Below are 15,192 nucleotides of genomic sequence, written 5' to 3'. Positions count from 1 at the left end.
CGAGCTCTGCCAAAAGGATTAGACCTTCGATCATCAGCGCTCTCCAAGCTTTACCGCAACACGCCCTTGGTGTCCAGTACCACCTTGTCCTTGATCACCTGCGGATCGATATCGCTGAATTCATGGTGGTCTACCAAGAGCAACAGTATGTCAGCCTTCTTCAGAACATCCTTCAAGTCGTGCAAGGGGAATGGGGCCCTGTCTTTGGCCACATTGGGGTCGCAGGCCATGACGGTGCCGATTCCCGAATTCAATAGCATCTTGACGATTTCCATCGACGGAGATTCCCGCACGTCGTCGATATTGGCCTTGAAGGTCAAGCCCAGGCATCCAATGACCGGATCCTTGAAGCGCTCTGCCTTAGCGCGAACCTTCTCGATCACCCAGTGCGGCTTAGCGTCGTTGACTTCGCGCGCGGTGCGAATCAGACGCGCTTCTTCCGGTGCGCTCGAAACGATGAACCAAGGGTCGACCGCGATGCAGTGCCCGCCCACCCCGGGACCAGGCTGCAGGATATTCACGCGCGGATGACGGTTGGCCAGCGAGATGGTTTCCCACACGTTGATGCCCAATTTGTCGCAGATGACAGACAATTCGTTGGCGAAAGCAATGTTAACGTCGCGAAACGAGTTCTCCACCAGTTTCGACAGCTCTGCCGTGCGACTGTCGGTCTCCAGAATGGCGCCGTTGCAGAACGTTTTGTAGAGTGAGCGCGCCTTGGCTATGGCGGCCTTGGTAGTGCCACCAATGATGCGATCGTTGTCCACCAGCTCGCGTAGGATGTGGCCGGGCAACACGCGCTCAGGGCAGTGCGCAGTATGCACTTTACCTGCCAAGTCGGGGCGCAGGCTGGTGATGATGTGCTCAACCACTTCGGTGGTGCCTACCGGTGAGGTCGATTCCAGGATGACCAAGTTGTCCTCACGCAAGTAGGGCGCAATGGCCCGCGTGGCAGCCTCCACGTAAGAGAGGTCAGGTGCCTTGGCATTGCCGCCCTCTTCCCTGAAGGGCGTGGGCACTGCCAAGATGAAGGTATCGCCCTCCTCCGGGGTAAGCGATGCGCGCAGATTTCCACTGTTAACGGCCGAGCGGACCAGGATGTCGAGATCTGGCTCAATGATGTGGATATGGCCGGAATTAATAGTATTTACCGCGACTTCACTCACATCCACACCTAGCACGGAGTGCCCCTTGGTAGCCAACATGGAGGCGGTTGGAAGCCCGATATAACCCAACCCCATCACTACAATTTTTTGGAATTCTCGTGCCATTTATATGTTCTCTTCCATATTCAGAATCGAGTCAATAATCCGCTGCACGGCCTTGCCATCGCCGTAAGGGTTGTGTGCCCTCGACATTTTGTCGTACTCATTTTTATCTGTCAGCAATCGGCGTGTTTCACCTACAATTTTTTCACGCGATGTACCCACGAGGCGCACGGTGCCGGCGTCTATTGCCTCCGGGCGCTCGGTGATGTCGCGCATTACCAGCACCGGTTTGCCCAGAGAAGGTGCCTCCTCCTGAACGCCACCTGAATCCGTAATGATGAGGTCAGATCGGTCCATCAGATACACGAAAGGCAGGTAGTCCACCGGATCCATGAGGTGCACATTGTCGAGCTTTCGCGCAGCGAGAATGTCAGTTACTGGCTGGCGCACATTGGGATTCAGATGTACCGGATACAGGATATCAACATCGTTGTGTTCAGCAGCGATGTCCGCCAGTGCATGGCAAATGTTTTGAAAACCGTCGCCAAAGCTCTCGCGGCGGTGACCGGTGACCAAGATAAGCCGTCGATTCGGATTCAGGAAAGCAAAACGGTCTTTCAGCGCCTCTTGTGTATTGGTATCATCGCGCAGTTTTTTGACGACGGCCAGCAAAGCGTCGATAACGGTGTTGCCGGTCACGTGAATTGAATCGAACGGCATACCTTCCCGCAGCAGGTTGGCCTTGGCCGCGCCCGTAGGTGCGTAGTGAACATCAGCAATCGCGCCAGCGAGGCGTCGGTTCATTTCTTCAGGGTAAGGTGCTAGCTTGTTGCCAGTGCGGAGTCCCGCTTCCACATGACCCACCAGCACCCGGGAGTAGTATGCGGCCAAGCTCGCCGCCAGCGTGGTGGTGGTGTCGCCATGCACCAGCACCAGATCGGGTCTTTCTTGCAACAGAACAGGTTTGAGCCCACTGAGAATATTCCCAGTGATGTCAAACAAATCCTGCCCAGGCTTCATGATATTGAGATCGTGCTCGGGCACGATATCGAACAATTTGAGCACTTGGTCGAGCATTTCGCGGTGTTGCGCCGTCACGCACACCACCGTCTCGATGTCGCCGGCCCGGGCCTGTAGGCCCTTGACTAGGGGAGCCATCTTGATGGCTTCCGGACGGGTGCCGAATATGACCATGACTTTCATCGCTTGTCTTTCATTAAGAAACTTATCTTCTGACCGGCGGATGAAAGGGCGTGCAGAAATCACTAAGCCCGTGCCGGTGGCACCCGCGAGCGAATCAAATCCACCAAAGTCGACTCCAACCCCTCGGGCCGCCCCGAAACCCACCAACTAAAAAATCCCCATACGCTGCAGAAAATAGCTCCAGCGAATGCACCAATTAGCAACTGCTGCCAACTGGAAAGGTTCACTATTGCCATCAGATGTGTGCCAAGGACAAACAGACCCAGCGCGCCAAGCAAAGGGCGCCAAAGCGATTGCGCAATCGCACCGATGTGTAGTCCACAGAACTTGTGTGCGTACAAAGTGGTCATGCAAGCGCTGAATACGCTCGATAACAGGCGAGCCCACACCAATCCGACCAAGTGAAACAATGGCAACAACACCACGACCCCTACTGCAAATACTGCCAACTCCATCCACACAATGGCACTGAGCGAGCGTGTGTGACCGTTCAAGATCAACAGTGTGGCCACGGGACTCACTGAAAACTGTGCTGACGCAACCAATGCGTAAACAGCAACATATGACGAGGCCTGCACCCAAGACGGCCCCAGAACGACAGCAGTGAGAGGGATCGAGAATATTGCCACTCCAGCGGCAATCGGCATCGTGAAGGCGTTTGCCGCAGCCATGGTTTTGAGCACAGCGCCGTTTATTCGATGCTTATCGTTTTGCATAGCCGACAGCACGGGCAAAAAGGCGCGTACCAAGGGAGGCCCCAGCTCAGCCACAGGCATGCGCCCCAGGTCACCGCCTACATGGTATTCACCGAACTCCTGCGTTGAACCCACTCGACCTGCGATGAATTCGTCACTCCTTTGAAGGAAGAACGCCCCCAAAGAAGACAGCATGAGCCAGCGCGTTACACCCCAGATCTCACCCATATGACTAAAACTCCAGCGTGGGCGGTAAGGGTGTAGGGCATAACTCAGCACGAAAACAACCAAATATCCGGCAGTTATCCCCAATACCAGCGCCCGGTAATCACCTAACAAATAGCCAGCCAGCAATGTGATCAGGACACGGATAACGTTGGACGTAACGTTAACTCGGAAATCCAGGGAAAAGCGGAAGTCCTTCTGCGCGAGTGTGAGACCGATGTTATTGACACCGTCGAGCAACATGCAAAAGGCAAATACCCAAAGTACCGGTTGGACTCTTGGCTCCTTGAAGTAGGTAGCGGCCAATCCTGCACTGGCCACCAGCAGCACCGCCAACACCAGCCCCTGGATGGCCTTTAAAGTCCAGGCAGAGTCGATTTCATCGCGCGTGATATCACCCTTGCGCAGCAGCGCAGTGGCTACACCTAGATCTGTCATGGCGTGCACCATGCCGACAAAGAGCATAGCCATCGCTACTATGCCGTAGTCAGCCGGGAGGATTAACCGGGCCATGATGACAGTGTTAACAAAGCCCAGGGCCTTGATCGACCAACGGGTTCCCAAGGTCCACAAGGCACCTCGAATGAGTGCGTGCTTCGGGCTTTGCATTCGCGTCATAGCAAACAAGCCCGGGACTTCGAAGCCATTGAATGAAGGCCGGTGGCTGGCAAGGACTTGAGAGAGTTCATGCGGCCAACGAGCCCAAAAATATCGGCCTGTATTGATCGACCATTGCCTGAAGGCCAAAATGATCGACCACCGTTTTCCTGGCAGCGAAGCCTTGAGCAAGGGCCATGCTTTCGTCCAAGAAAACTGTCCATATTGCCTCGGCCATCGCCGCCTCGTCATCCGCAGGAACCAACTGTCCGTTCCGACCGTGTTGTACGACCTCAGGGGTCCCGCCCACGGCTGTCGCGACTACTGGCAATCTGCAGGACATGGCCTCCTGCAATGTGCAGGATGTTCCCTCGGCCTGCGACGGCAAAACAAAGCAACGGAGTTGATTGAGAACGTCGGCCACATCAGAACGTGTACCCGGGAGCCAAGCCAGATCCTGTAGGCCGCCGCGGGTCAGTATCTGCTCGACTTCCTTTTTCAACGGGCCGTCGCCGACCATGACGAGACGCATTCGGTACCTCGCCTCTGGATGCTCGTTTATCAACCGTACGAACACGCGTGCAAGCATTGGCTGATTCTTGACAGTCTGCATGCGCCCGACGGTTCCGATGATCCAGTGCTCGGCCGCCGAGAAAGGGCAACCCGACAGGCCAACTCCCATGGCGTCCGCTGGACGGAAAGCATCGGTATCCACCCCATTGGCGATCAAAGTTCTGCGGCACTGAGGAATTCCCACTCCATCGGCCAGGTAGCGAAACAGGTCTTTCGACACCGCGACATAGTGGCTCACAAAAGGCCTGTAGAGTTTGCGGACGCGACGGTACTTCTTGCTCATCCCTTTGGGATCGTGTGAGTCCCATCCGTGCTCGGCGTGAATGCGCAGCGGCACCCTGGCCAACCAAGCCAGCGGCGTGACCTCTAGCGCAGCGAGGTTGCAAGTGTGGACCACGTCGGGTTTTATTTCACGCAGCAGCTTGTAAATGCGCGGATATAACGGTACCGCATGACCCGGCTGTTTTTCCAGTTCGATGAACCGCACACCTGGTTGGGTAATGCGATTCTTGAAATCGCTGATGGTGGTAAGCGCCATTACCACGTGCTCGAACTGGTCAGCGGGCAAACGGTTGATGAGTTGAACGATGACGTTTTCCAATCCTCCCGCCGAGAAGCTGTAAACCACATGAACGATCCGCCGGCGGAGCTGTGTGGTGTTCATACGGGTGTGGCCGCCGCACGGGTGACAGCAGTGGGCACAGCCTGTGCGGGCGTCTGGGCATAGCGGAGGAAAGCATCAAACATGATCAGCATCCACAACACCGTCGAGTGATCGTATTTGCGGTTCATATGCTGATTAATCAGTGCCCGCAGTGTCTCGACATTGAAATATCCCGAATCCAGCATGCGCTGGCTAAGCACCGACTCGCACATGCGCACGGCCAGTGGTCCCCGCAGCCAACTGGCCAATGGCACTGAAAATCCCATCTTGGGCCGGTACAACACGTCGCGCGGCAGTAGTGGCTCGAAAGCTTTTTTGAACACATATTTGCCCTGCCCACCATGGATCTTCAGGCTGCTTGGCAGCGTGGCCAGCCATTCAACGAGATGATGATCCATAAGCGGCTCCCGTACTTCGAGCGAATGCGCCATGCTGGCGCGGTCCACCTTGGTGTTGATGTCGCCGACCAGCCACGTCTTGTAGTCCAGATACTGGATTAGGGCCAGCGGATCTTCGGTCTGCGCTTTGCCTGCGTGCTGGCGAAACACGTCGAGCGAGCTGTATCCGCCAAGACTGCGCTGGAACTCCGGCGAAAAAAGGCGCTGGCGCTGGTCGACACGCAGGTGCGACATGCTGTGGTGGTAGGCCTGTACCGTGTCCATGGCCATGGCCTGAAAGGTGGTCTTGGCGCGGAACATGCGCGGCGCCCAGTCGGCCTTGGGGTAGAGAATGCCGAGCGAACCGAACAGCGGGCTGCGCAGGCCGTGGGGCACGCGGCTACGCACGCTCTCCTCGCCCAGGTGCATGCTGTAGCGCCGGTAGCCACCCAGGCTCTCGTCGCCGCCATCGCCCGAGAGCGCCACGGTCACATGCTTGCGTGCCATCTGGCAGACCCGGTAGGTGGGAATGGCCGAACTGTCGGCGAAGGGCTCGTCATAGAGCCTGGCCAAGGTGTCAATGAGATCGAAGTCGTCGCTCTTGACGATTTCGAGCCGATGGTCGGTGCGGTAGAGGTCGGCCACCTGCTGGGCAAAGGCTGATTCGTTGTAATGGGGGTCGTCGAAACCGATGGCGCAGGTGTGCACTGGCAAGCTGGACAATCCAGCCATGGTGGCTACTACGGCGCTGGAGTCAACACCGCCGGAGAGGAAGGCGCCGAGGGGAACGTCGGCGATCAGGCGTAGGCGCACCGACTCCTTTACACGCTCGCGCAGTTCGCTTTCAGCGTCAGCTAGATTGACGGGATTGTCATTGCTGAAATAAACGTCCCAGTAGGGCTGGGGCGCGGGCTGGCTGTGCATTCCGCGGCGCAGCAGCAATGTATGGGCCGGTGGGAGCTTGTGGGCCTGACGGTATATGCAGCGCGGGTCGGCAACATAGCCCAGGGAAAAGTACTCTTCCACGGCCAGTGGGTCAATGCAGCGCACAAAACCAGGGTGGGCGGTTATCACCTTGAGCTCAGAGCCGAAGATGAAGCTGCCGTCAGGTAGCCAAGCGTAATGCAAGGGCTTGACGCCCATGCGATCGCGCGCGAGGAACAGCGTTTGTTGATTGCGGTCCCACAGAGCAAAAGCGAACATGCCGCGCAGGCGCTGGACGCATGCAGGACCCCAGGCCTCCCAAGCGTGGACGATGACTTCGGTATCGCTGCGGGTCTTGAAACAGTGACCCATATCCTTGAGCTCGGGCACCAGTTCCTGAAAGTTGTAAATCTCACCATTGAAGACGATTCCCACGCTGTCATCTTCGTTAAACAGCGGCTGTTGACCAGTGGCCAAGTCGATCACCGACAAGCGCCGGTGACCCAGCGCGAGGCCGGGCTCAAGGTGAAGTCCGTCTTCGTCGGGGCCGCGGTGAGACTGCATGTTGTTGATATGCGAGACCAGCGCTCGATTGAAGTTGCGCTGACCCTGGGTATCGAATAGGCCGGAAATGCCGCACATGATCAGTGCCCCTCGCGAACCATGCCAAGCGTAGTTCGCAAGGCACTGCCGTGAACAGAAAGGAAGGCCTGCAAAATGTGATCTCCCTGGGCTTCGGCCTCCGCAGTCGGTGCAATCGTCGGCAACACGGTATAAAGCACGATGATGGCTCCGTCATCGCCCCGTCCTGCAAGCAGCCCCAAAGCGGTGTGAAGCTTCGCCATAACGTCACTGGACATAAACCTGTTGTTGACCCAATAAAATCGCCACGTCAATATGCGATCCGTGGTGCGGGCCAACCCTCCTCCCTGCTCACGAAGCACAGCTGTCGCAACCCGCGTGGGCACGCCGCCGAAGCTCACATCACTGGTACCCGAGGAAACACGAGACCACCGCATGTCGTCGCTATCCACTAGCACGTTTGACGACGTCACCAACTTGCGCTTGTTGTTTTGCTGGCGGAAGTAGGTGAGGTGCAACCCGACACGCTCACCATCCGGCCCTATATAGCCAGTGTGACTGCTCGCCGATGGGTTCTGGAAATTGGGCGTCCAGAATGCCGGGGCCGTATCCGCACCGTGCCAAGGAGGCTGCGCCTGCACGGCGGACAACACCACCGGATTGGAAGACACGCTTTGAAGAAGCGCAACCTTGGCCAGATGAGGAAATGCCACGACAGTCAGTGCAACCGCAAAAGCCACCCAAACATCTCTGGACGGAATAGCCGGTCTTTCGTGTACTGATGTGGTACTGCTCTCAACAGCCGAGTTTTCGCCTGCCGTCAACTGATCTTCCCAATGCGACCCAATGAGCAACATGAAGAAAATCACGATCCCGAAGAATACCCAGCCATAGATCAGGTGATCGACACCAGTCGCAAGCTCATTGCCAGAGAAGTGTCCGATCATGACAATCATATAGGCGCGCAGCCAGTTGGCTACGAGCGGTACTAGGATCGAAATACCGACGAAGATCAGTCGCTTGCGTAAGCTCGTATAGGTAAGGTACGCAAATATGCAGCCGACCGTAATGGAAGCGATAAGGTATCGGATACCACTACAGGCCTCCACGACAGACCACGAGCCCGACGGGATAATAAATTGAAGACCCTCTCGATAGACGGGAATTCCGGTCCATCGAAGCGCGACGACTGTGAAGTCAGCGGTCCATTCCATGAGTTGCGGCAGCATAAAGTCGCCTATCGGAACTGCAAAGAATAGAAATGCCAAGGGAAATATCATTATCCTTGCGATGTCCCATCCGAGGATTACCGGGACGCTTAGAACGAGCAAGGCTACCAATGCGAGATGAGTGGTTGCATTCACCACTACCAAATCACCAAGTAGCCAAAACACGGACACGATGGCCATTAAGACCCCTGCCCACCTAGACGATTGTGGAGTCTTGATAACCCACCGATCCCTAATACGCCACAATAGCCAGAGCGTAATCAGCGGAACGACATAACCATGGGCGTACGTATCAGATGTGGACCAGATCGTAACCATGCCCAGGGCAGTGCGCCAAAAAAGAAGCAGAATTGCCATCTGCAGCAAACACAGGGCTAATAATGGCTGGCGCCACGACTCTGGGATTTTTCTGATCAACGGCATCAAATGCTCAATGAAAGGGGCGAGTCCGCAAAGTGAATGACGAACTCACCGGAATCAGAAAGCTACCTGTGTCAACAAACGCTAGGTCTCGCGGGTTGGCGCGCCATGCACCAATAATCCCCATGTGCGTATATGGACAGAGGCCACGGATCGACCCCACAGGCTCATCATCTCGAACATCTATGAAACCACCCAATAAAATCATGTGTCGGTCCTGCAAACAAATCAATAGGTGACAAAAACAAACCTTAGCTCTGTCGATGAGTGGGTCATGCACGCCGTGGGCGCATGTTAAATTGCTCTTATTCATGGGGCGCCTTTAGCGAGCGAATCCAGCGAGCATTTAATTTAGAACCACCGATACCGGTCGACCTGATTCTTGGAGGAAAATCTTATCCATACGGCCCCAACGGAAGTCTTGGAGCAATCGTGAAAAGCGTTGCTCGGTGCGGCGAATGTTCACATAGTGACGAAAACGCGTCTTGAGTCCGAGGCCTGGAATTTGGGGTTGTTCGACGTCGATCTCCCAGGGGTGAAAGTAGAAGACGGCAGGTTCGGCGTCGCAAAGGTTGACCTGCTTAATCATCCACCGCGACAGTTCGTAGGGCAGTAACCGGAAGAATCCACCACCGCTGCATGGCAGATTACGGTTGAACATGCGTAGGGTGGTCAAAGGCACTTCAATCAATTTCTCACGTATCTGGTGGGCAAATCGCGGCGCATCCGGCATGCCGTAATGGTCGTGCTGGATGGGGTAAATGCTCGAGCTATAGCGATGGCCGACACGCTCAAGCGAATCGAGTGCCCATAGGTTGCTCGCACCAATGGAAAAACTGGGAGCGCGGTAGCCCTGCACAGGCACGCCAGCGATGTCCTCCAATAGAGACTTGGCGCGCTGGATATCTTGGAAGAATTCCTGGGCGGAGAGGTCACTTACCCGTTCGTGGCCGTAGCCATGACTGGCGAGTTCGTGCCCTTCGTCCACAATTCGACGCACCAGTTTCGGGTAACGCTCAGCAATCCAGCCCAAGGTAAAGAAGGTTGCATGGATGCCACAGCCGTCCAGCAAAGCCAGAATACGGTCCATGTTGCGCTCCACGCGGCATTCGCGGGTATCCCATTCGCTGCGCCTGATGAAAGGCGCGAACGCGGACACTTGAAAGTAATCCTCGACGTCAATGGTCAGCGCGTTGGTGATGGGAAGCGTGCTGCACATGGTCGTAGGTCCGGGGTTAACTGGTGGCGTTGCCTGGACTCGGGCGGCGAACAGTGGCCACCAACTTTTGTAGATGCACCAGGATCTCAAGGTTCACGCGCTCTTGGCGCAGAACGCTGTGCTCAATGCGCAGCAGGCGCGCGCTCAGTTGCTCGGCCGCAATGTGCGCCAAATGGTGGTCCATGGTGTCGGCAAGCGCAGCGTCCAGGTCCAGATCCAGATCCAGCGCCAAAGGTTCTGCATTGTCTGCGGGGCCATCGGAGTGCATTTCTCCGACTCGCTGCAATGGAGCGTAGTGCATCCCCTCCCTGGGCTCTGCAGGAGGCATGTGCATTTCTGCTTGCAACTCGTGGATGATCTCATTGACCAACTCAGGGTCGATATGAGTTCGGTCGCTCAGAAACCCTTGCAAGAGGACGCGATCGCACAGGTTGTTGATGCGCCGCGGAATGCCTCCCGTATGGCAATGCACACTGTCGAAAATTTCTGCGTCGAAAGTGGGCTTATCGGTTGCACCTGCGCATTTGAGGCGGTGCAGAATATATTCTCGTGTTTCATCGGCATCCAACGGTCCCAGATGGCATGCAGCGGTCACCCGCTGGCGCAGTTGCACCATGCTAGGACTTTGCAAGATTTGTCGAAATTCGGGCTGACCAACCAGAAAAGTCTGCAGCAATGCGTCGCGGCCATTTTGGAAATTCGAGAGCATGCGCAACTCTTCCACAGCCTGGGGCTGTAGGTTCTGCGCTTCGTCGACGATCAGTAGGCAGCGCTTGCCTCGCAAGGTCTGTGCGACAAAAAACGCTTCCAATGCGAGTAGCAAACCGCTTTTGGAGACCCCGTGCACAGGCACCCCAAAAGCAGCGCCCACTAGGCGAAGCGTGTCTTCAGCCCCCAGTTGCGTGCTCACCAGATGGGCGGCCACGATGCTGTCCGGATCCAGGCTGTCGAGCAAGCCGCGAACGATCGTGGTCTTGCCAGCCCCGACCTCGCCCGTGATGACGATGAAGCCTTCGCAGCGCATGACGCCGTATTCCAAGTAGGCACGGGCGCGCTGGTGCTGCTTGCTACTGAAGTAGAAGCCCGGATCGGGATTGAGCTGAAAAGGCTTGCTTTTCAAGCCATAGAACGCTTCGTACATGGATCAGAACCGGTGCGTGATGGTACCGATTACGGCCGATTCGCGATAAGGGATGGCGGGGCCACCGGAGACAACGCGGCGCATCTGGACCCCCCCGTTCGTCCGTGGCGCCAGCAAAGTATTCAAGCCGAATGAGAGCGAACGCACCCGCGTTTCTAGGCCAGAAACCGTGCCCATGCTTTGCTGCTCGATCCAACTCGCATTGAGCGAAGAGTTCGGTGTGAGACGGTGTGCCAGCCAAAGGCTCCAGCCGCGCTGCCGAATACGGGTGTTGGTATCAAAATCGTCACCCAAGGAACGCGCAATAGTGTCCAGGCGCCGATTGTCGGTCCGCGTCGCTGCCAGAGTCAGCATGCTGCGCTGACCTAGCAACGCCAGCGACAGCTGCTGGGCCCGCTGCAATGAACTCGAAGACCGCAAAAAGTCCGGAAATACTTGCAGGTTGGCTGGCAAGCCCAGGCGTTCGATCTCTGCCAATACGAACTGGGTACGCCGGATGGGGTCGAGCTCCTGCCGGGCATAAACCCCGTTGAGCAGGTCGAACAGCGATCCTAGGGACGCCGACTGTGCGTTCTGCCCGCTGGAGACGCCCTTGCTGTCGGTGTAGCGCCAGACGGTGCGCCCGGTACGGTGCTCCAATACCACGTTATGGGCATTTCCAAAATACCTTCTTTCGTGATCGAAAGACAGGCGCGTATGCTCGGAAGGTTGCCAAACGGCTCCCAAGCCCACGATGCTGTTGGACTCACGGATCGGTGATAGCTGGTTATTGGACTCGGCACCCACAACACCAGACACGGCTATCTGCGGCGAGATGGCATATACAAGATGGGCGCGCAGAGTGGCAGTATCAATGTTGCGGCCCAGAGAATAGTCAACGGTCTGTTGGCTGGCATCGACGGACCACCCGAGCACTTGGCCGCTGCTTCTGTTGCCTAGGCGCAAAAGCCAGTCCTGGGTCAGGATATTGGAACGAATTGCTGTATTGGTGTGGGTGTCTTGCGCACTGTAGCGCGCCTCGTAGTCTGCTAAGGAACCGAAGCGGCCGCGCAGGTACGGGGAGACACGGAAACTCGAGCTCTGCGTGGCATTGGGATTGGCCGGAGAGCCGCTTACTGGAGCACCAAATGCCGATATGGGCTGCGATGCAACGACGCCTTCCACATCGACAAAGGCACGTTGTTCGATCGCCTCGATGACAGCGTTTGCGTTCAAGTTGTGCAATACGTGGTCAGAGCCCGTTCCCCGGGCGTAATGGATCCCACGGAGCGAATAATCAAAAAACCCCTTGATGCGGGCCGTGTTGCTGACCAGCCTTAAGCCCGGAATCACCTCCGTCACCTGATCACTGACGGGAGTGGCCTCCAGCCGGGCATTGCTGGTCACGGTATGCTGCAGTGATATTCGTGGCTCCATCCAGATACTGGGTTGCCGCGGCTCAGTGGATTCCTCCATTTGTTGTGCTGCGACAGGGCGTGCCATAAATGCCGGCGCAGTGACCAGCAGTAAAAAGGCACAGCGAGCGAATGGAGGGCTTACGACACGGCGGTACGTTGGCTTCACTCGGGCTCTCCTGTGTGCGTCATGCCGCGGCAGCGGCCGATCGCGCCCTGCCATGCGTGTGCTCATAGCCATAACCATGGCCATACCCATACGCTCCCACGCCACCGGTGCGAGCTTGGTTGAGCACCATGAGCTTGATGGGGCATGCCTCGATGGTGGACAGGGCGTGCTGAACCTGGGACTGCAGAGTCTTTTCCGCCTGGACCACCATGACAATCTGACCCATGTGGCTTGCCAGCGCCCGTGCTTCGGTAGTGAGCAGCAAGGGTGGCGAATCGAAGACGATAATGCGATCGCTGTAACGCTTGCTCATATCTTCCAGCAACGCGACCATGGCATCGCTGGCCAATAGTTCCGTTGCGCGTTGGTGGGGAAGCCCTGTGGGCAACAAGGTGAGGCTATCAATATTGGTGCGCAGCAGCACATCGGATACACCAACCCTCGGATCGAGCAACAAATCCAGCAAGCCACGCGCTTGCGGCAATCCCAGCGTGCTCATGACCGAGGGGCGCGCCACATCCGCGTCCACCAACATCACCGTATGGTTCAGCTCCATCGCCATGCTCATGGCCAAGTTGATGGCCATGAAGCTCTTGCCTTCCCCGGGCATGGCACTGGTGACCATGATGAGATTGCCGTTAGCCACCAACGCCGCGCCTTTACCAGTTGCATTGTCCAAGAGGGGACGCTTGATGACGCGAAACTGGTCTGTGGTGGCAGAGCGAGGTGCATTGGGTGTGACAAAGCCTGCAGCAGCCAGTGATGCCAAGTCGACCTGGACACTTTTTGAAACTTGCTTCGGCGACGGAGCGTCCTCAGCACTTTTGCTGCTTTGGAAGAGAGACTCGGCCACTGGCAGACTGGACTTCGTTTGCTGTGGGGCGCTCGTCGGATCAAGGTGTACCGCTTCACCCGGAACGGGCGTACCAGCGTTGCGCAATTGCTCTAAGCGCTGAGCGGCTTTTTCAATGGAGCTGGTCATGGTTGCGTCTCATCCGAGGAGGCGAGTTTGGTAGGACAGCGCTGCCATACCGCCTGCGTAAAGAACAATGAGTGCCATCAACGCCAGCATGAAGCGCCTGATGCTGCGTTTCTCGCGTTGATGTAAGTCCTCATTGGGAATCAGGTCGACAACGCCCAAGAGAGGCAAGTGGGTTAACTGCCGCAGCGCCGCGCCGTCGAAAATTACCGGCCGGATTTGGCTCACGACAAACGCGATGCCCAACCCGGCAGCCAGTGCCGCCAACAAGGACACCGGTAACAACAAAACCCTGTTAGGAGCCACAGGCTTTGGGTTCACACGCGGCGGGTCGATGACACGGAAATCGGCCACGCTGGACGTGTTTTCCAGCTCACCTGACATTAAGGCAGACTCGCGCCGCGACACCAAATCGGCGTAGTTTTTCTGGTGAATTTGGTAGTCCCGATTGAGCTGTGCCAACTCCGCCTCCAGCTGCGGCGCCACCTTCAGCTGCTGCTGTATGTGGCTGGCGCGAGATTCGTATTCAGCGACGCGCGCGCGCAAGGAGGCGGCCTGCACTTCGGCCGCAGAGTATGCTCGACTGAGCTCCAGCACGGCCGGGCTGGATGGCACGGAGTTCGTCGCAGGAGATTCCAGTGCCTTTCGTCGCAACTCTTCCACCTCTAGGCGTTTTTGCGCTTCGAGTTCCTCGATCAAACGGCGCGTATTGGTCACGTCAGGGTGCGCATCGGTGTAGCGCTGCAAAAGCGTATCCAAATTGCGTTTTTGCACGTCTAAACGTGCGTCGATCTCCGGGGTCTGCACCGGGGCTCCCAATCCCGCGAGAGACTGCTGAGATTGCAGACGGAGCGTCTCCAGTTGGCGACTGGCGGCAGCGCGCGCGCTCTCGGCCTCCCGCAGTTCGAGGCGCGCCTGGCTCAGCATGTTGGCAATCTCTGCGGCGCGTCCCGCAGAGTCCAGTCCCGCTTGGGACTGCATCTGGATATTGCGCAGTTTGAAATCTTTGAGCCGGCTTTCGGCTTCGGTCAGCTTGGCCTCATAGCTTTTAATTTGCTCATCAAGGAAGCGGCGCGCGCTGTCCGAGTCCTGGCGCGAAGCCCCTAAACTGGACTCGACAAAAATCGTCAAGAGGGACTGGACAACGCGCTGCGCCACCTCGGGGCGCTGAGCGCTATAGGACAGGGTGTAAAGATTGTCGCGCCCCGCGCTCTGGATGCTGATCGCTTTGGTAACGGCATCCACCAACGCATCCTTGTCTGCCTTGGTCTTCACCCCCAAATCGAGATCGACCTGGCGCACCAGCCGCTCCACCGTTGGCCGGTTGATCAACGTGCGGCTGAGCATGGCCACCTGCTGCTCGATGTTGGGCTGCACGGCAATGCCTGTCATGAGCGGGCGCAAAATGGATTGCGTATCCAAGAACACGCGTGCCGATGCCTGATAGTGGTCGGGCATCAACAGTACCACCCCTATCCCTACTACCCCCACAAGCCAGGCAACAAGCATGGCCAACCGGCGATAGGTCCACATCCCGCGCACGGTTGTGGTGATCTGACTTAAAAGCTCGTCCATCCGCCCCCCTATCGCATG

At 57.1% G+C, this 15,192-nt stretch carries 11 protein-coding genes; all 11 read right to left on the bottom strand.

From position 1 onward, the window contains the following. Positions 1–50: 50 nt before the first annotated feature. On the bottom strand, positions 51–1,271 hold the full coding sequence (gene wecC / locus B2J89_RS01740) for a UDP-N-acetyl-D-mannosamine dehydrogenase (protein ID WP_169167504.1): 1,221 nt from the start codon (positions 1,269–1,271) through the stop codon (positions 51–53). Beyond that, a complete protein-coding gene (gene wecB, locus B2J89_RS01735) occupies positions 1,272–2,411 on the bottom strand; it encodes a non-hydrolyzing UDP-N-acetylglucosamine 2-epimerase (RefSeq protein WP_169167503.1) in 1,140 nt (379 codons plus the stop codon). A 62-nt stretch (positions 2,412–2,473) separates the two neighbouring features. Beyond that, positions 2,474–4,120, bottom strand: a complete 1,647-nt coding sequence (locus tag B2J89_RS01730) for a lipopolysaccharide biosynthesis protein (protein WP_169167502.1) — start codon at positions 4,118–4,120, stop codon at positions 2,474–2,476. Further along, complete coding sequence (locus B2J89_RS01725; protein WP_169167501.1) at positions 4,017–5,165, bottom strand: TIGR03088 family PEP-CTERM/XrtA system glycosyltransferase; 1,149 nt, start codon at positions 5,163–5,165, stop codon at positions 4,017–4,019. The genes B2J89_RS01730 and B2J89_RS01725 overlap by 104 nt, the downstream gene beginning before the upstream one ends. Beyond that, positions 5,162–7,108, bottom strand: a complete 1,947-nt coding sequence (locus B2J89_RS01720; RefSeq protein WP_169167500.1) for an XrtA/PEP-CTERM system amidotransferase — start codon at positions 7,106–7,108, stop codon at positions 5,162–5,164. Before B2J89_RS01720 ends, B2J89_RS01725 begins: the two co-directional genes overlap by 4 nt. Positions 7,109–7,110: 2 nt before the next feature. Beyond that, complete coding sequence (xrtA, locus tag B2J89_RS01715; RefSeq protein ID WP_169167499.1) at positions 7,111–8,700, bottom strand: exosortase A; 1,590 nt, start codon at positions 8,698–8,700, stop codon at positions 7,111–7,113. Between the two features lie 343 nt (positions 8,701–9,043). Continuing rightward, entirely contained in the window at positions 9,044–9,916 is an 873-nt protein-coding gene (locus B2J89_RS01710) for an XrtA system polysaccharide deacetylase (RefSeq protein WP_169167498.1), read from the bottom strand. A gap of 16 nt (positions 9,917–9,932) precedes the next feature. Further along, entirely contained in the window at positions 9,933–11,057 is a 1,125-nt protein-coding gene (locus B2J89_RS01705) for an XrtA/PEP-CTERM system-associated ATPase (protein ID WP_169167497.1), read from the bottom strand. 3 nt (positions 11,058–11,060) lie between these two features. Continuing rightward, complete coding sequence (locus tag B2J89_RS01700) at positions 11,061–12,620, bottom strand: TIGR03016 family PEP-CTERM system-associated outer membrane protein (RefSeq protein WP_371809018.1); 1,560 nt, start codon at positions 12,618–12,620, stop codon at positions 11,061–11,063. 19 nt (positions 12,621–12,639) lie between these two features. Next, entirely contained in the window at positions 12,640–13,602 is a 963-nt protein-coding gene (locus B2J89_RS01695; protein WP_169167495.1) for an XrtA-associated tyrosine autokinase, read from the bottom strand. A gap of 9 nt (positions 13,603–13,611) precedes the next feature. Next, positions 13,612–15,174 (bottom strand): XrtA system polysaccharide chain length determinant, encoded by a 1,563-nt coding sequence (locus B2J89_RS01690; protein WP_169167494.1) that lies wholly within the window; start codon positions 15,172–15,174, stop codon positions 13,612–13,614. Positions 15,175–15,192 lie beyond the last annotated feature (18 nt).

This window comes from Acidovorax sp. SRB_24, from assembly GCF_012931925.1.
Note: the sequence above shows the minus strand (reverse complement) of the source record. Positions and strands in the feature narration are given on the sequence as shown.